Annotated in this window: 12 protein-coding genes; 10 read left to right on the forward strand and 2 right to left on the reverse strand. The window is 71.5% G+C overall.

Annotated elements, in window-relative coordinates:
- The coding region (locus ACFCZ1_RS27090) for a Scr1 family TA system antitoxin-like transcriptional regulator (protein WP_376680879.1) at positions 1-411 on the reverse strand (411 nt) is incomplete at its 3' end.
- 109 nt (positions 412-520) lie between these two features.
- Between ACFCZ1_RS27090 and ACFCZ1_RS27095 the strand changes: the two genes are divergently transcribed.
- The 5 genes from ACFCZ1_RS27095 to ACFCZ1_RS27115 all read left to right on the forward strand — a co-directional run bounded on the left by ACFCZ1_RS27095 (position 521) and on the right by ACFCZ1_RS27115 (position 4,036).
- Entirely contained in the window at positions 521-1,006 is a 486-nt protein-coding gene (locus tag ACFCZ1_RS27095) for an ATP-binding protein (protein ID WP_376680880.1), read from the forward strand.
- Between the two features lie 241 nt (positions 1,007-1,247).
- On the forward strand, positions 1,248-1,547 hold the full coding sequence (locus tag ACFCZ1_RS27100; protein ID WP_376680881.1) for a hypothetical protein: 300 nt from the start codon (positions 1,248-1,250) through the stop codon (positions 1,545-1,547).
- Complete coding sequence (locus tag ACFCZ1_RS27105; RefSeq protein ID WP_376680882.1) at positions 1,514-2,125, forward strand: hypothetical protein; 612 nt, start codon at positions 1,514-1,516, stop codon at positions 2,123-2,125. Before ACFCZ1_RS27100 ends, ACFCZ1_RS27105 begins: the two co-directional genes overlap by 34 nt.
- A 445-nt stretch (positions 2,126-2,570) precedes the next feature.
- Entirely contained in the window at positions 2,571-3,104 is a 534-nt protein-coding gene (locus ACFCZ1_RS27110) for a SigE family RNA polymerase sigma factor (RefSeq protein ID WP_376680954.1), read from the forward strand.
- Positions 3,101-4,036 carry a hypothetical protein gene (locus ACFCZ1_RS27115; protein ID WP_376680883.1) on the forward strand — a complete coding sequence of 312 codons (936 nt, stop codon included), beginning with the start codon at positions 3,101-3,103 and terminating at the stop codon, positions 4,034-4,036. The genes ACFCZ1_RS27110 and ACFCZ1_RS27115 overlap by 4 nt, the downstream gene beginning before the upstream one ends.
- A 53-nt stretch (positions 4,037-4,089) precedes the next feature.
- Here the strand turns inward: ACFCZ1_RS27115 and ACFCZ1_RS27120 are convergent, their stop codons facing one another.
- A complete protein-coding gene (locus ACFCZ1_RS27120) occupies positions 4,090-7,107 on the reverse strand; it encodes a bifunctional [glutamine synthetase] adenylyltransferase/[glutamine synthetase]-adenylyl-L-tyrosine phosphorylase (RefSeq protein WP_376680884.1) in 3,018 nt (1,005 codons plus the stop codon).
- 170 nt (positions 7,108-7,277) lie between these two features.
- Here ACFCZ1_RS27120 and ACFCZ1_RS27125 point away from each other — a divergent pair, with 170 nt between their 5' ends.
- The 5 genes from ACFCZ1_RS27125 to ACFCZ1_RS27145 all read left to right on the forward strand — a co-directional run bounded on the left by ACFCZ1_RS27125 (position 7,278) and on the right by ACFCZ1_RS27145 (position 17,753).
- Entirely contained in the window at positions 7,278-10,145 is a 2,868-nt protein-coding gene (locus tag ACFCZ1_RS27125) for a PIG-L family deacetylase (protein ID WP_376680885.1), read from the forward strand.
- Between the two features lie 243 nt (positions 10,146-10,388).
- On the forward strand, positions 10,389-12,449 hold the full coding sequence (locus ACFCZ1_RS27130; RefSeq protein WP_376680886.1) for a PIG-L family deacetylase: 2,061 nt from the start codon (positions 10,389-10,391) through the stop codon (positions 12,447-12,449).
- Positions 12,450-12,566: 117 nt separating this feature from the next.
- Positions 12,567-13,202, forward strand: a complete 636-nt coding sequence (locus ACFCZ1_RS27135; RefSeq protein WP_376680887.1) for a TMEM175 family protein — start codon at positions 12,567-12,569, stop codon at positions 13,200-13,202.
- 146 nt (positions 13,203-13,348) lie between these two features.
- Positions 13,349-14,764, forward strand: a complete 1,416-nt coding sequence (locus tag ACFCZ1_RS27140) for an alpha/beta hydrolase family protein (RefSeq protein WP_376680888.1) — start codon at positions 13,349-13,351, stop codon at positions 14,762-14,764.
- 859 nt (positions 14,765-15,623) lie between these two features.
- Positions 15,624-17,753 (forward strand): hypothetical protein, encoded by a 2,130-nt coding sequence (locus ACFCZ1_RS27145; protein ID WP_376680889.1) that lies wholly within the window; start codon positions 15,624-15,626, stop codon positions 17,751-17,753.
- Positions 17,754-17,859 lie beyond the last annotated feature (106 nt).

Genomic DNA, 17,859 nt, shown 5'->3' on the forward strand with positions numbered 1-17,859 from the left:
ACGGGCGTACTCCTCCGTCTGCAGCAGGCCGTGCACGACGACGTTGGCGTAGGCGCCGATCTCAACCGCCTGGGACTCCAACTTGGCCAGATCCCGGACCTTCTTGGGATAGCGGGCGCCCTCCACATCGGCCTTCATCGCGGCGAGTTTTCCGCCCGCGCTCAGGATCTCGTCCGCCTTGTCCAAGTACTCCGGGCGCGGAATTCTGGCGCCGCGCTCGATCTTGTAGATCAGGTTCGGCCCGTATCCCATGCGCGTACCGAACTGCGCACGGTCAAGACCGGCCGCCTCCCGCCACATTTTCAACTGGCGGCCGACGGTGGCGATTACCGCTCCCGATTCATCCTCCGGATCGAGTTCCCAACTCGACTCACTCGACTCACTCGACTCATCGGCGCTGTCTGCGTTCACTTCCACCCCCGGGGGACAGGCTGGACAGGGTGGGACACCCTGGGACAACCGCCGTACACAGCGGCCTCTCTCCTGTTCAGGTTACGCACGCCTCGCCACGCTGAGTCACGTGAATCAGGAAATCGCCTTAGACGCCCTCTTCCCCGCCACCCCGCGCGGCGCCCGCGCCGCACGCGCGCTCGCCGCTCACCAACTGGCGCACTGGGGGCTTCCGTTCAGGGCCGCGGTTCACGTCGTCGCCGAGCTCGCCGGCAACGCCGTCACCCACGGTCGCGTACCCGGACGGAGGTTCCGGCTCCAGATGGCGGCCACGGACACCACCCTCCGTATCGAGGTGACCGACACCCGCGGCGAGCGCCCGCCACCGTCCGCCACCGAACTGCCCTCCGTCGAGGCGGAGTCCGGCCGGGGTCCGGTACTCGTCGCGGCTCTGGCGAACAAATGGGGAACCACCCTCGGCCCCACACCACTGAAAACGGTCTGGGCGGAAATCGCTCTACCGGCACCCGAATCACCGGATCCGGGTTTCCACGTTCCGGTTGCCCGCTGGGCGGTTCCGCACGACGTAAACCGCTTTAAGGACCCAGGGAAATAACCTCACCAAACCAAACCAGGACCGCTCACTCGGTCGGGTGAATGCGGCCAACCTGGCTGGCGGATATGCCAATTCAAGGTGCAGGCTCAGCTTCGGCAACCCCAAACATGCGAACGGCCCCCGACGGGACTGGCATCCCGGCCGAGGGCCTCACCGCTCAGGAAGAAGTGAGCTTCCCGTGGCTGAGCAGCACCTTAGCGCGCCTCCGCGCGCTCCGTACCGCATTCTGAGGCCTGGTTTCATGCACGAGAAAGACTCCCAAGCCGAGCGCTACGTCAAGATCGACAACAACCTCGCCCAGCACGGCGAGTTGAGCTTGACGGCGATCGGTCTGTCCACGCACATCCAGTCCCTGCCCACCGGCGCCGATGTGTCGATCAAGGCCCTGGCGCAGCGGTTCACCGAGGGCGAGGCCCGCATCGCCTCGGCCCTGCGCGAACTGGAAGCCCACGGCTACCTGCCCCGGACCCGGGAGCGACTTCCGTCGGGCAGATCTTCACCCGTACGGTGTCGTACAACATCCCGCTCTCCAAGCGCCTGAAGGCGGCGGAACCCGTCGGCCGAGCCCCCGCGCCAGCCCCGGCACCACGCCAGGCCCAGGCTCCGGACCCCGACCCGGACCCCGAACCGGATCCGGACCTGGACCTGGACCTGGGACCGGACCCGGCCGCCGGACCGGCCGAACCGGTGACCGCCCGCGCCGAGGCTCCGCCCCGGCCCGCCCCCGCCAGGCCGGTCCTGGTCCCCGGGGAACACCGTGAGGCCGCCGAGCTGCTCGCCCGCCTGCGGCTGCGCGACCCCCGGCTGCTGCTCTCGGAGCGCGACGTGGCGCGGCTGGCTCCCGGCGTCACCACGTGGCTGGAGCGCGGCCTGAGCCCGGCCGCCGTCAGCGGCACCCTGGCGGGCTGCCTCCCGGCGGAGCCGATCCGCTCCCCGGCGGGCCTCCTGGCCCACCGCCTCACGGCGTACCGCCCTCCCCTCCTCCCCGATCGACCGCCCCTCGCCCTGCCCACCGACCAGCGGGTCCAGCCCTTCCAGACCTGCGACGGCTGCGACCGCGCCTTCCGCTCTCCCGCCCCGGGGCACTCCTCCTCCTGCACCGCGCCCAAGGCCGCGTGACCTCGGGTGAGGGTCCGAGGTACTCAGCCACATAGTTCAGCGAGGCGGTCAGGGTCCTGCTGCCGTCGGGCGTGCTGTACATCAGCCCCGCGTGGCCGGCGATGCCGCCGTTGTGGGTGATGACGGTGCCGCCGTTCGGACCCGCGTCCTGTACGAACACCCCCAGGCCGTAGCCGGCCTTGGGATGCGGCGTGCACATCTCGGCGAGCAGCGGAGCGGGCAGGAGCTTGCCGCCCACCAGCGCGGAGATGAAGGTGTGGAGGTCCTCGCGCACTCCGGCGCTGCCGACCCACTCGCCGCGCTCGTCGTACACACGCAGTTGCACCCCGGCGAAACCGGAATCGACGATCTCCTGGATGGCCTTCTGCAGCTGCCGGAATTTGTTCTCGCCGCCGGGCAACCGAATCCGAGCCGGAGGTGGTCAAGGGGGGCGAAGGGGGTGGCGATGCACGCCGAGCAAGAAGCTCAGTTCCAGTCGTTCGTGGCCGCGCGCTGGTCTCATCTGGTGCGGACGGCTTACCTGTTGACCGGCGATCCGCATGACGCGGAGGACGTGACCCAGACGGCGCTCGCCAAGGCGTACCGCTCGTGGCGGCGCGTGTCGCGCAGCGACAGTCCGGAGGCGTACGTCCGCCGGATGCTGGTCAGTTGCAACAACGACCGGTTCCGCAAGCGCCGGGTACGGGAGCGGTTGACGGATGCCGTGCCGGACACCTCGGTGCGCGACAACGCCGTGGCGTGGGCCGATGAACGCAATGTGCTGATGGCCGCGCTGGCCCAGCTTCCCGCCCGGCAGCGGGCCGTCGTGGTCATGCGGTACTGGGAGGACCTCTCCGAAGCCGAGACCGCCGACGTCCTGGGGTGTTCCCAGGGCACCGTCAAGAGCCAGGCGTCCAAGGCGCTGGCCAAGCTGCGTGCCTGGCCCGGACTGGGCCGGATCACGGCGGCGAACGAGATGAGTGAGAGGGCGGTCCTGTGAGCGGGCGAGGCGACGACGGGCAGGGCGGCTTCGAGCTGGACCTGCGGGAGTGGATGGCCCAGGACGCGGAGGCCCTGCGGCCCGCCGCCGTGCCGTACCAGGCGATCGTGCGGCAGGGCCGCGGGGAGCGGCGGCGCAGGCTGGCGGTGGCGGGGGCGGCACTGGTCGCGCTGGCCGTCGTACCGGCCACGGCGATCGCCGTCACCGGCGGCGGCGATGGCGGCGGGCCGTCCGACCGGGTGTCCGTGGCGGACGCCGGCCCGACACCGGGCGGGGTGTTCCAGCCGCCCCAGCGGACTCGCCTGCCGCAGTTTCCCGCGACTCCCGGGCAGCTCGCCGACGGCATCGGTTTCGAGGAGGCCGGCATCAGGCTGATCGACTGCCTCGAGTTCAGCCGAGAGCACCCCGGCGGGGCGGGAACCGAGCCGCAGGACCTGGGCGAGGCCTCCGACTACCGGATCCTGCTCGCACTGCGCAGTACGGGCAACGACAACAGCCCGGGCGACGGCCAGTTCATCGTCGCCGTCAAGGACGGCCCGGCGCAGATCCGGCTCATCTGCACCAGCAAGAACGGCCGGACGAGCGGCGTCAACCTCTCGGCCGGCGGCGACTCGAACCTCGAGAGCGGGGCCGTCGTCCCCGATATCAACGCGGGCAAGCTCTACCTCCAGCGGCTGGGCGGCGAAGGCCCCTGGAAGCTGCCCTACCGCTGGGGCAGCATCGGTACCGTCGTCGACCCCCGGGTCGCCCGGGTCACCGTCGGCTACGGCGGCGCCGTCGTCGAGGCCGTGCTCGACCACGGATGGTTCGCCGCCACCGGCGTGCTGGACCGGCCCGTCACCAGGACTCCCCGGATCAAGGGCTACGACGCCCGGGGCACGCAGATCTACGACTCCGACCAGGACAAGTCCTACGACAAGACCATCCCGTAGCGGGATGAAGGGACGTGGGCCCTCGCCACCGTACGGGGGTCGGCGGCGAGGGCCTACGCCCCGTAGAACAGTTCGTCCACCACGGCCCGGGCCCGGCGGGTGATGCGCCGGTAGTCGTCCAGCATCTCGCCGACCGTGCCCTCGGCGTAGCCGAGGTAGCGGCCCACCGCCGCCAGCTCGCGGGCCTCGGAGGGGAACGTGTCCCCGGCGCGGCCGCGGACGAGCATCACGGCGTTGCGGACCCGGGTGGCCAGTACCCAGGCCTCGTCCAGGATCTGCGCCTCCTCCGTCGGGATCAGCCCGGCCGCGTGGGCGGCTGCCAGGGCCTCGCGGGTGCGGGTGGTGCGCAGGCCCGGTTCGGCCCAGGCGTGCCGCATCTGGATCAGCTGGACGGTCCACTCGACGTCGCTGAGGCCGCCGCGGCCCAGTTTGGTGTGCAGGGTCGGGTCGGCGCCGCGGGGCAGCCGCTCGGACTCCATGCGGGCCTTGAGCCTGCGGATCTCCCGTACGGCGTCCTCGCCGAGGCCCTCCATGGGGTAGCGCAGCGGGTCGATCAGGTCGATGAAGCGGCGGCCGAGGTCCTCGTCGCCCGCGACGGGTTCGGCGCGCAGCAGGGCCTGGCTCTCCCAGGTCAGGGACCAGCGCCGGTAGTACGCGGCGTACGAGGCCAGAGTGCGCACCAGGGGGCCGGAGCGTCCTTCGGGGCGCAGGTCGGCGTCGATGAGCAACGGCGGGTCCGCGGTGGGCAGCTGGAGCAGTCGGCGCATCTCGGCGATGACGGCCTGGGCGGCCTTCGCGGCCTCCTGTTCGTCGACGCCTTCGCGGGGTTCGTGGACGAACAGGACGTCGGCGTCGGAACCGTAGCCCAGTTCGTGTCCGCCGAAGCGGCCGACGCCGATCACGGCGAAGCGGGTGGGGAGCGTGTCGCCGTAGTGGCTGTGAACGGCGGCGCGCAGGGCCCCGGCGACGGTGGCGGCGGTGAGGTCGGAGACGGCGCCGCCGACCAGGTCGACGAGGGCACCGTGGTCTTCCTCGGCGGGGCTGTCCTCCGTGCCGTACGAGCGGATGATGTCGGCGGCGGTGGTGCGGAAGAGCTCGCGGCGGCGGACCCCGCGGGCGGCGGCGACGCCGGCCTCGGCGCTGTCGGCGCGGCCGACGGCGGCGAGGACCTCCTGCACCAGGGCCTCGTGGGTGCGCGGCTGGAGGCCTTCGGGGTCGCCGAGCAGGGCGACGGCCTCGGGGGCGCGCATGAGGAGGTCGGGGGCGAGGCGGCCGGCGGACAGGACGCGGGCGAGGTTCTCGGCGGCGGCGCCCTCGTCGCGCAGCAGCCGCAGGTACCAGGGCGTCTTGCCGAGGGCGTCGGAGACCTTGCGGAAGTTCAGCAGGCCGGCGTCCGGGTCGGCGGAGTCGGCGAACCAGCCGAGGAGGACGGGCAGCAGGGTGCGCTGGATGGCGGCCTTGCGGGTGACGCCGGAGGCGAGGGCTTCGAGGTGGCGCAGGGCCGACGCCGGGTCGGCGTACCCGAGGGCTTCGAGGCGCTGGCCGGCGGCGCGCGGGGAGAGGCGGGTCTCGCCGGGGGTGAGCTGGGCGACGGCGTCGAGGAGCGGCCGGTAGAAGAGCTTCTCGTGCAGGCGGCGGACGACGGAGGCGTGCCGGCGCCAGGCCTTGTTGAGCTCGGCGACGGGTTCGGTGCGCAGGCCCAGTGAGCGGCCCAGGCGCCGCAGGTCGCTCTCGTCCTCGGGGACGAGGTGGGTGCGGCGCAGCCGGTAGAGCTGGATGCGGTGCTCCATGGCGCGCAGGAAGCGGTACGCGTCGTGCAGCTGGGCGGCGTCGGCGCGGCCGACGTATCCGCCGGCGGCGAGGGCGTGGAGGGCGTCGAGGGTGGTGCCGGAGTGCAGGGTGGCGTCGTGGCGGCCGTGCACGAGCTGGAGCAGCTGGACGGCGAACTCGACGTCGCGCAGGCCGCCGGGGCCGAGTTTGAGTTCGCGGTCGACCTGGGCGGCGGGGATGTTGTCGACGACGCGGCGGCGCATCTTCTGCACGTCGGGGACGAAGTTCTCGCGCTCGGCGGCCTGCCAGACCAGGGGGCTTATGGCGGCGACGTACTCGGCGCCGAGGGCTTCGTCCCCGGCGACGGCGCGGGCCTTGAGGAGGGCCTGGAACTCCCAGGTCTTGGCCCAGCGTTGGTAGTAGGCGAGGTGGGAGGCGAGGGTCCGGACGAGGGGTCCGTTGCGGCCCTCGGGGCGGAGGTTGGCGTCGACGGGCCAGATGGTGCCCTCGACGGTGGTCTCGGAGCAGATCCGCATGAGGTGGGAGGCGAGGCGGGTGGCGGCCTGGATGCCCTTGCCCTCGTCGATGCCGTCCCCTACGGCTCCGCCGTGGGGAGACCCCACGGTGGCCTCCCCGACGAAGATGACGTCGACGTCGGAGACGTAGTTCAGCTCGTTGCCGCCGCACTTGCCCATCGCGATGACGGCGAGGCGGCACTGGGCGGCGTCGTCGGGGGCGGCGGCGGAGGCGATGCGCAGGGCCGCGCGGAGGGTGGCGGTGGCGAGGTCGGCGAGCTCGGCGGCGGTCTGGGCGAGGTCGATGGTGCCGCAGACGTCGCGGGCGGCGATGGACAGCAGGCAGCGGCGGTAGGCGACGCGGAGCGCGACGGGGTCGTGGGCGTCGGCGAGGCCGCGCTCGAACTCGGGGAGCCCCGGGTGCAGGTCGGCGGCCTCGTAGGTGACGAGGGCCTGCCAGTCGCGGGGGTGGCGGGCGAGGTGGTCGCCGAGTGCCTCGGAGGCGCCGAGCACGCCGAGGAGGCGGTCGCGGAGCGGTTTGGCGCTGACGAGGGTGTCGAGCAGTCCGGGCAGTTCGTCGGCCGGCTGCGCCTCGGCGAGCCGGACGAGTCCGAGGAGGGCGAGGTCGGGGTCGGCCGTCGCCCCGAGGGCGTCGAGGAGCACCGGATCGGTGCGTACGGCGGCCAGCGCGTCGGCGTCGAGCAGCCTGGCGGCGGCGGAGGGATCGGTGAAGCCGCTGCGCAGCAGCCGGATGAAGGTGCTGCTCCTGCGTCCCGGGACTGTCATCCCGCCGCCTCCCGCGGTTGTCGCTGCCACTGCCCTGGCGTGCCTGGAGTGAGCCTATCCGGAGCAGGCGTTCGACTCACCGGGACGTATCATGATCACGGTTATCCGATTATCCGAAGATTTATGACGTGATGGGGCCCGCTCCCCGCAGACCGGTGACGAGGAGCCCCATGTCCGACGCACGCCCCGGCCCTGGCCCCGGCCCTGGTCCCGGTGCGGCTCGACAGGACCCCGAGGCCGGAGCCTGGGAACCGCAGGGTCCGTCGGGCCACCGCGGCTGGGGGCAGGCGACCCCGCCCGCGGCGGACCGGCACTCCGCCCCGGCCGGAGCCTGGGCCCCGCAGTCACAGGCAGCACCGCCGAGCCCGGCCGGGGCCCGGCACCCGCAGGACCCGTCGGCCGCCGCCCGGGAACAGGCAGCACCGCCGAATCCGGCCGGGGCCTGGCACCCGCAGGACCCGTCGGCCGCCGCCCGGGAACAGGCAGCACCGCCGAATCCGGCCGGGGCCTGGGCCCCGCAGCCACAGGCAGCACCGCCGAGCCCGGCCCAGGCCCGGCACCCGCAGGACCCGTCGGCCCACCCCGCCCGGGAACAGGCAGCACCGCCGGCGGCGTGGCGGCGGGACGGCGCGGGCGAGGTCCCGGAGCCGCGGCTCCCGGCCGGGCGCAAGGCCACGCGGCGGGCCCGCGAGGCCGAAGGCACCGGCGGGCGGCGCGGACGTGCGAAGACCACCGCCGCACCGGAGGCGAAGCACGGGCGCCGCCGCGCAGCGGCCGCTTCCCCGGCCGGACCGACGAGCCTGCCGGAAGGGGCGAAGCGCGGTCGGCGGGCCAAGGCCCCCGCCACCGGCGGATCACCCACCGCGCCGGAGGGGGCGAAGCGCGGCCGCCGCGCAGCGGCCCCGGCCCCGGCCCCGGCCGCCACCGGATCACGCACCGCGCCGCAGGCGAAAGGGCACCGCTGGGCCGGAGTCGTCAAGGTCGTCGCCTTCTGCGCGGCCACCGCCGCCGGCAGCATGCTCCTGCTGCGGGGCAACGACGCCCTCGCCCGCCTGGAGTCCCCCGCCGCCCCAGACGGCAAGGCCAAAGCCCCCGCGGCCGTCGCCGACGCGCCCGACCCCGGCCGCGTGCTCCAGATCGTCGCGCATCCGGACGACGACCTCTACTTCATGAATCCGGACCTGCGCTATTCCATATCCGCCGGCCACCCGGTCACCTCGGTCTACCTGACCTCCGGCGAGGCCGACGGCATCAACGCCGGCTCCGCCAAGCAGGCCACCACCCCGGCCAACAAGCCCGCGTACGCCGAGGCCCGCCAGAACGGCATCCGCGCCGCCTACGCCAAGATGGCCACCGGCGACCGCAGCAGCGCCTGGAAGCGCACCGTCGTCCCGACCAAGGGCGGCGGCCACGCCGAGGTCGACGTGCTCGTCGCCAAGCCCCAGGTGAACCTCGTGTGGCTGCAGCTCCGCGAGGCCGGCACCGTGTACGACGACGTCCCGGACAGCCTGCACGGCCTGTGGGACGGCAAGGTCCCCCGCCTGGAGTCGATGCTCGCCTCCGGCACCCCGGTCAAGCAGAGGTTCGCGTACACGAAGGACCAGGTCGTCCAGACCCTTGTCGGCGTCCTGGAGCAGTACCGTCCGACCACCGTCCGCTCCCAGGACCCGACCCCCGGACGGCACCCCGACACCAAGCGGTACACCGACCACCAGGACCACTTCTACGGCGCCCGCTTCGCGCAGCTGGCCACCGCCGCGTACGCGAAGGACGTCAAGGACCGCCCGCACTTCGCCGTGCAGAACTACCTCGGCTACTTCAACGGCTCCCTGCCCAGCGCCCTGGACCCGGACGAGGCCAAGGCGAAGCTGGACATCCTGGACACGTACGCCTGGCTCGACAGGCAGAACCACTGCGGCAGCGACGCCGGCTGCGGCGACCTCAAGATCTCCGACCACCCGGCGGGCAACCGCTGGTCGGACTCCATCAACTACGCCCGCGGCACCAGCACTTCCTGGCTGACCTCCGATGCGGAGTACGGGCTGTGGGCCTTCAAGGTGCTCGACGGCCAGGTCGCCCTCTGGCACCGGAAGGGCCTGATCGGCCGCTGGAGCGGGCCGGTCCTGCTCCCCGGCACCGGCATGGACCCGGGCATGTCCACCGTCACCCTGAAGGACGGCCGGATAGCCGCCTTCGGCACCCGCACCTCCTTCGGCACGAAGCCCGCGGACTACAGACGCGAGGTCGTCTACGCGGTCCAGCAGCGCCCGGGCTCCGAGGAGTTCGGGGAGTGGCAGTCGCTGGGCACCCCGGAGACCGCGGACGAGAACTGGACCTCCGACATCAGCGCGCCCGCCGTCTCGGTCGACGGCACCGGGCAGCTGGCGGCGTACGTCCGCGACGGCGCGTCCACCCTGCGCGGGCGGGTGCAGCAGGCGGGCGGCGGCTGGGGTCCGTGGGAGAAGTACGGCGGCGCCGATCTGCACGGCACCCCGGCCACCGCGACCGACGGCGCCGGGCGGCGGATGGTGTTCTCCTCGACCTCCAAGACGGTGGTGGGCTGGGTGCAGCCGAAGCCGGGCGCCGCGCTCGGCCCGGCCACCGCCACCGGACTGCCCGACACCACGCTCCCGCTCACCGCCGAGGGCCGCGAGGGCGGCGTACGGCTGTGGTTCCGCAAGCCCGGATCCGGCAACGTCCGCACCGCCCTGCTGACGGGTGACGGCGGACTCAAGGTGAACCACCTCACCGACCTCGGCGGCCTGCAGGGCTTCGGCTCGGTGACGGCGAGCGGGCACGTGCTGGCGGGACGCACGGCGGGCGGGCAGTTGGGCTCGGACGTCGGGCGGGGGCGGCCGTGGGAGCGGTCGCCGCTGATGTTCGTCGGCGCGCCGTCCTCGACGATGACCGGGAAGAACCTGGTCAGCCTCGCAGTGATGGGTCTGGACGCACGGCTGTACGTGACCTCGTCGGCGGACGCGCCGGACGCGCACCTGGCGCCCTGGCAGCCGGTGGGGCCGCGCAACACGGCTCCGTAGCGGGAGCCCCGCACCCCGGACCAACACCCCGTACCGGCACGGCGGCCGGCCCCCGGTGCGGACGGACAGCGTCCACATCTCTGTCACATATCCGGACCAAAAGCTCCACAAGGCACCAGCGCACCCGGCCGTCTCCGGAAAGCGGCAGCAATCGGCGAAATCGGCGAACCAAGTTCCCTGTTTTCTCCTCTCTTTGACTGCTCAGCGGTTTTTCCCGCCCGGAACGAACCCAAGGCGTAACCGATGCCCTTGACCCGTCGCCGCTTCGCGGCCCTGCTCACCGTGCTGACGGCCGGTGCCACCGGCGTGCTCGCCGTGGCCTCGGGCCAGCAGACGCCCGCCGAGGCCAAGCCGGAGACGGGTCCGGTCGCGGCCCTGCCCGCGAGCGTCACCGCCGGGTCGGTCGTCCAGGTCGTCGCCCACCCCGACGACGACCTGTTCTTCATGAACCCGGACCTCAGCCGGTCCCTGCTCGCCGGCGTCCCGGTCACCACCGCCTACCTCACCTCCGGCGAGGCCGACGGCCGCAACGAGGCGAACGGCGCGACCCTGAAGGACCCGGAGCAGCCCGCCGACCGCGCCCACTACGCGGAGGCCCGGCAGAACGGCATCCGCAGCGCCTACGCCCAGATGGCGACCGGCGACCGGACCAGCGCGTGGAAGCGCACCGTCATACCCACCGCGGGCGGCGGCCAGGCCGAGCTCGACGTCCTCATAGCGAAGCCGCAGGTCAACCTGGTGTGGCTGCAGCTGCGCGAGGCCCGCAGCACCGGCGGGGACACCCCCGACAGCCTGCGCGGCCTGTGGAACGGCAGGACAGCCGCGCTGGGCGCCCAGCTGACCTCCGGCACCCCGGTCAAGCAGCAGTTCACGTACACCAAGGACCAGCTGATACAGGCGATAGCCGGGGTCCTGGCACGGTACCGGCCGACGACGATACGGATGCAGGACCCGACGCCGGGCCGGTACGGGGACCCCGGCACCGGCAAGTACACCGACCACCAGGACCACATGTACGGCGCGCGGTTCGTGCAGGCCGCCACCACCGCGTACGCCGCCCAGGTCACGGACCGCCCGCACTTCTCGGTCCAGAACTACCTCGGCTACCACAACAGCACCCTCCCGCACGCGCTGGACCCGCAGACGGCCGACACGAAGACCGGCTTCCTGAAGACGTACGCCTGGCACGACCACCAGGACTACTGCGGCTCCCCCTCGGGCTGCGGCGACCGGAAGGTCGCGGGCAACCCGACCGGGCGCAACTGGGCCCAGTCACTGCGCTACAGCCGCGGCGACCACAGCTCCTGGCTGGCCGAGGGCACGCCGGGGCGGCTCTGGGCGTTCGCCACGCTGGACGGGCAGACCGCGTACTGGACCCGGGCCCCCGGCGGCGACTGGACGGGCCCGGCCCTCCTCCCGGGCACGGGCATCGACCCGGGGGCGACCACCGTCCGCTTCCCGGACGGGCGGATCGCGGTCCTCGCCACCCGCACGGCGTTCGGCCCGGTGCCGACGGGCTACCTGCGCGAGGTCGTGTACGCCGCCCAGTCCGCGCCCGACGGCCCGTTCGGCCCGTGGCAGTCGCTCGGCACCCCCGAAGTGGCCGACGAGGACGGCACGTCGGCGATCAGCGCCCCCTCGGCGGGTGTGGACGCGGACGGCCGGCTCACCGTGTACCTCCGCGACGCCCGCCGTATGCTGCGCGCCACCACCCAGCTGCCGGGCGGCGGCTTCTCCGCCTGGCGGCGCCTGGGCGGCGAGGACCTGCAGGGCGACCCGGTGACGGCGGTCGACTCGGCCGGGCGCCGCCACGTGTACGCCACCACCACGAAGTCGGTCCTGGCCTGGACCCAGGCCGGCCCGGGCTCCCCGCTGGCCGGGCCGACGGAGACGGGCCTGCCCGCCACGACGGTCCCCCTCTCGGCGGCCCCGGACGGCGCGGGCGTCCGCCTGTACTTCCGCCGCCCCGACTCGGGGGTCGTCCGCACCGCCCTGGTCACGGCGGGCCCGGGCAAGCCCCAGGTCTCCAGCGTCGCGGAGGCGGGCGGCCGGGCCGGCTACGGCGCGGTCGCCGCCGCGGGCCGCCTGATCTCGGGCCGCGCGGACAGCGGCACCATCGGTACGACGGGACTGGGCGGCCCGCCCGCCTGGACGGAGTCCGCGATGCTCTACGCGGGCGCCCCGGCGGCCGTCCTCGAACTCTCCGGCGCCACCACGGCGGTCCTCGGCCTGGACGCACAGCTCCACATCACGTCGACCCCACGCCCCTCGACGGCCCCGGCCTGGCACCGCGCGGTCCGCTGAAGCCGTGACACGGCCCGCGGAACGTGAAGGGCTTTCAGAATGGCCGCCGGGCTGGGCGAACTTCGCGTAACGCACGCAGATATCAAGACATTCCTGGACGTTCAACCCTATGGTGGCGTGGTGAACGGTCACCAGCGGGTGCGGGACGACGAGGGGAGCGCGGACCGGGTCCTCGCTCTGTCGGACGGCGTCTTCGCCATCGCGATGACGCTGCTGGCGCTGGACATCGCGCTGCCCGCCGGGCTGGACCCGGCCGGTTTCGACGAGGCCCTGGGGGAAGTGGTGCCCAACCTGTGGGCGTACGCCCTCAGCTTCGTGGTCATCGCGGCGTTCTGGCGGGGCCACCATCAGGTCTTCCGGTACGTACGGGAGGTGGACGGCACCGTCATCAAGCTCGGCCTGCTGAACCTGGGGCTGATCGCCCTGATGCCCTTCCCCACCACCCTGCTGGCCGAGTACGGGGACCGGGCGCAGTCGGTGGCGGTCTACTCCGCCGCCGTCGCGGCCATCGGGGCCGCACAGCTCGCGCTGACGGTCGTGCTGTGGAAGCGCCCGTGGCTGAGCAGCACGGCGATGCCCGATCCCGTGGCGCTCAACGACGTGCTCGATCTGGCGTCGATGGTGCTGGTGTTCGCTGTCGCCGTGCCGCTCGCCTTCGTCTCCCCCGTGGGCGCGCAGCTGTGGTGGGCGGTCCTGGTCCCGGTCAAAGCGGTGCTCGGCCGGCGGGGCAAGCGCCTGCGCGCGGCCAGCTAGCTTCTGCCGTCACCGTGGCACCCGGGGCGGTGCCGCGCCCCGGGTGCCACGGTGAGGCATCCAGGCACCGCGTGAAGCGCCATTCGGGGGAACAACGGGTGTCGCGCACAGGAGGGCCGCGGGTGCGGCTCCTACGTTCGGCTGCCATGACGTACGCACCGAGTGACCGCACATCCGGCCCCACCCGTCGCACCACGCTTGCCGGGCTCGTCGGTGGGGCCGGGGCCGTGCTGGCCGCGGGGTGCGCGCCGTCGGGCGCTTCGCCCGCGAACGCGCCCGCACCCGCTCCGTCGGAGTCGGCCTCCGCCCCCGCGGGCGGACCCACGCCCGGGGTGATGAACCTCTTCAAGGACCCGGCCTTCAACTTCAGCGGGCTCCTGGCGCTCGGCGGGTCCGGTTTCGGCGCCGCCGAGGTGGGCGAGGTCCTCACCGCCGTGAACGCGATCAACAAGGCCGGCCTCTCGGCCCAGACGTACACCGAGACCTTCAGGAAGCTCGGCGATCAGCTGATGGAGCAGCCCCAGGGCAGCAAGTCCGACCGGCAGACCACGCGCTTCCGCGCCCTGCGGGCCGCGCAGTACTACGGACAGGCGCTGTTCTTCGTCCTCGGCTCCGGCGACCCGGGCAGCGAGGAGCAGCTGTACGGGGCGGGGCGCGGCGCCTGGGACACGTTCTGCCGGCTGTGCGACCCGGCGCCGGTGACGGCGAAGGTCCCGTACCAGAAGACGCCGCTGCCGGTGTGGTTCTTCCGGCCGGACGCCTCGGGTGAGCGGCGCCCCACCGTGATCCTCACGAACGGCAGCGACGGGCAGGACGTCGACATGTGGACCTACGGCGTCTCGGCCGCTCTGACGCGCGGCTGGAACGCCCTGGTGTACGACGGGCCGGGCCAGGGGCAGCTGCTCTTCGTCGACCAGGTGGTCTTCACGCCGCGCTGGGAGACCGTCGTGACGCCGCTCGTCGACTGGCTGGTCGCCCGCTCGGACGTGGACACGGACAGGATCGCCCTGACCGGGCTGAGCATGGGCGGGAACCTGGCGCCCCGGGCCGCGGCCTTCGAGAACAGGATCGCCGCTCTGGTGGCGATGCCCGGCTGCCTGTCGCCGTGGCTCGGCTTTCCCCCGGAGCTCCGGAAGATCATGACCCCGGACAAGGAGGAGACGAACACCATCTGGAACAAGGAGGTCGTCCCCCGGCTGCCCCCGGACGCGGCCGCGACGATCAAGAAGCGCATCGAGCCCTTCTCGGTCCCGGCGATGCTGGACGCCCGCAAGGGCAAGATGTTCACCGACTTCTGGACCCCCGCCAGACTCATCGAGTCGCTGGACATCACGAACGTCGTCGGCCGCATCAAGATGCCCACGCTGGTCCTCGACTACGACTACGAGCAGTTCTATCCCGGCCAGCCGCGCCTGATGTTCGACAAACTGACGGCTCCCGACAAGGACTTCCTGAAGCTCACCGCGGCCACCGGCGCCCAGCTGCACTGCTCCCCGATGGCCCCGCAGCAGCACTGCGACGTCGTCTTCGACTGGCTGCAGGAGCAACTCCCCGGCACCTGACGCACCGGACCTCCCTCCGTGGCGGCGGTCCTCGACCCACGCTCCGGAAGTACGCCTGCACGCGTGCCGGGGCCCGTACCGTCTCGTCCTTCGGCAGCGGCTCGGTCGACCAGGTGTGGTGGACCGAGGTCCCGGGCTCGTCCCGGACCGTGCTGAGGCCTTCCCCCGGCGCTGCGTGGAAAACGGCGGGGCCAGGAGCGGGCGTCCGTGACTGCGGCTCTCGGAACCTCACCTTCACCAATCTGACACAGAACGCGCTCCAGCTGACATGTCTCGATGGATGTGGCGTGTGGTCTACCTCCAGAATGAGGGTTGCATCCCCCCGTACCAAAGCATTTTGATTTTCATGCCGTGCGGGGATGAATACCTCTTCGCTGTGGCGGACCTCAACAATCAAGCGGATTCTGCCGAGTTCAAGGTGGAGGTCATCTTCCCCCCGGGGGTCGCCGCCGAACATCACCACGTGGACGCCCGATGGTTACCAGTTCACGGCCCCGGTCTCCACCGGCGGCGCCATGCAGATCGGCTACGCCCGGATTCCGAACACGCCGTCCTGACTGTGGACGCCTGACGCGGATCAGTTGCTGGACCGTCCGGATCAGAGTCGGAGCGAATCAGGTTACGGGGCGAGCGGCTCATCACCCGTCTCACTGCTGCCCGGGGCGCGGTGCACGCCTGGCCTCGCTCCTGCCGGTGGCGTGACACCTCCGCTGGGGCCAGGCTGGAGGTGTGGCGAGCAGCGCCGAACGCCCCTTAGTGCGGGGGGAGGCAGGCGATGGTATTCGAATCGAAGCCAGTCATAACAGAGATCGATAGTGCGATATCGGATGTCCTTGAGGATCCGGAGATCATCTCAGGTATGAGCGAAGCCGGAATGTCGGCCGAAGACCTGAAAAGGGAGCTCGAAAGGCGCAAGGCGGACATGGATGCCGCAGTCTCGTCCGAGTTCACCCACTTCCGAAATCTCGAATACAACTATTCCATGCTGCGCGATTACGCCAAAGCCAGGAGACGCAGGATCTCGCAGTATCTCCTTGGTGCGGGACTACTCGTCGGCGGCTTCACAGTCAGCGTTACCTACTTGTCCACCTTCGCGACTTTCGGCGCATGGATACTGGGCGGATTCGCCTTCCTGTTCGTCACCGCCGCGGCTGTGACAGCGGCTCAAAATCGCCGCGAACCCTACCGCGGCTGGCTGGCCTACGGCGTCGACTCGCCGGTCCTGGAAGGCCGGCTCGGTGCGGCCCGGGAGGAGTGGCGATGGGCGCTCCGCACACGGGCGGTCGCCGGGCTGATGCGCGAGGAGATCAATCGGCGGCTGCCGTCGTACTCCGTGAGCCTCCACATAGGAGAGCCCAAGGGGCTGGCGGAACTGGAGGACCCCCAGTTCCTCGTCGCCGTACCAGCCGAATCCGAGATCGAACAGTTGATCTCCACAATGCCGGGTGGGAGCATCGGAATCTCCGGACCGCGCGGGGTCGGGAAGACCACCCTGCTGCGGCACTTCTGTTCAAAGGAGCATGCGCCGCCTGGGGAGTTCGCCGAAGAGAAACCTCCGTTGCGCGTCATGCTCTCCGCGCCCGTGAAGTACGACGCACGGGAGTTCGTCCTGTTGCTGTTCTCCAAGGTGTGCGGCGCCGTGGCGCACGAGAGCGTTGGCCGACCCCGGGAACTGGAAGAAGGACGTAAGGCCTGGACAGTTGACCTCACGGTTACCTGCGGCCTGGTCCTGGCTATGGGCTGGGGAATATTCCTGCTGGTGAGTGGGCTGAACGAGTGGACTCTTCCGCCGAACCTGGGGCTGGCAGTCAGCTTTATCTGTATCCCCTGGATCGCGCTACTCGCCTGGCGGTTGCACCGAAGGAGACCGCCGGGCGCCCGCGGGTGGGATGAGTTTCGCGAGATGGAATCGCAGTTCGGCCAGGACGCGGCAGAAGCTTCCGTGCTGCTCCGAGGGCTGGCCTATCAACAGTCGGTCTCACGAGCCTGGTCGGCAGGCGTGAAGACCCCGGTCGGCGTCGAAGGATCAGCCTCCTCCAACATCACGATGACTGAGCGGCCTCTGGGATTCCCCGAACTCGTAGGAAACCTCAATGACTTCCTGCGGAAGCTGTCAGTCAGCAGGCGCGTTTTCATCGGCATCGACGAACTCGACAAGATCGACTCGGACGAAAAGGTCCATCAGTTCATCAATGACATCAAGGGCCTCTTCGGCAGAGAGGACTGCTTCTACCTGATATCCATCTCGGACAATGCGATGAGTTCCTTCGAGCGGCGCGGGCTGCCCATCCGTGATGCCTTCGACTCCTCCCTCGACACGGTGGTGGCCCTACATCCGGCCGACCTGTCCATGTCGAAAATACTGATGCGACGGCGGGTCATCGGTATGCCCGAATCCTTCCTCTGCCTCTGTCACGCGGTCTCCGGCGGTCTGCCCCGCGACCTCATTCGCACGGCACGGGAACTGGTTTCGCTCGCACGCGGAAAGACGGGCGCCGAACGCATGCTTGGCGCGCTCACACGGGCCATGGTGCACGCGGACCTGTTGCGCAAGGCACGGGCGGCCGAGATCGTCGCCCAGCAGGTCGATCTTGAGCCGAACGTCGGGGAGTTCGTGTGCACGCTGCGCGACGTCCTGGCGGACTCCCGGCCCCTGCTGTCGGCGGTGAACGAGATGACCTCGGGTATGACCACGTCGGCGAGCGTCCCGGATCACGCGCGGTCTGCTCATGACACCCTGAGCCGGCTTCGCATGGAGATGGGTGCCTACATGTATTTCTGCGCGACGCTGATCGAGACGTTCGACAATTCCCTCCTGCGGGCCGAGGTGGAACGCCTCAGTGCCGGCGGTGGCTGTCTCGCCCGGCTGGCACAGGTCCGCTCCGACTTTGCGGTCAATCCGAGGATGGCTTGGTCGACCATCTCCGCCTTCCGGGGAGAGCGCGGTCTCTCGGCGCTGCCCTACCCACTGGCGCACGGGCAGTCATAGCGCGACTCAACCCGCCCACATGCCGCCCGAGCCGCGTGCCAGCCAACGGTGGCGAGGGCGGCATGGCCGCTCCTTCCCGTCCCTCCCAGCCTCCGGCCGGGAGAGA

This window comes from Streptomyces sp. NPDC056224 (assembly GCF_042267665.1).
In the GTDB taxonomy this organism is placed as follows: Bacteria; Actinomycetota; Actinomycetes; order Streptomycetales; family Streptomycetaceae; genus Streptomyces.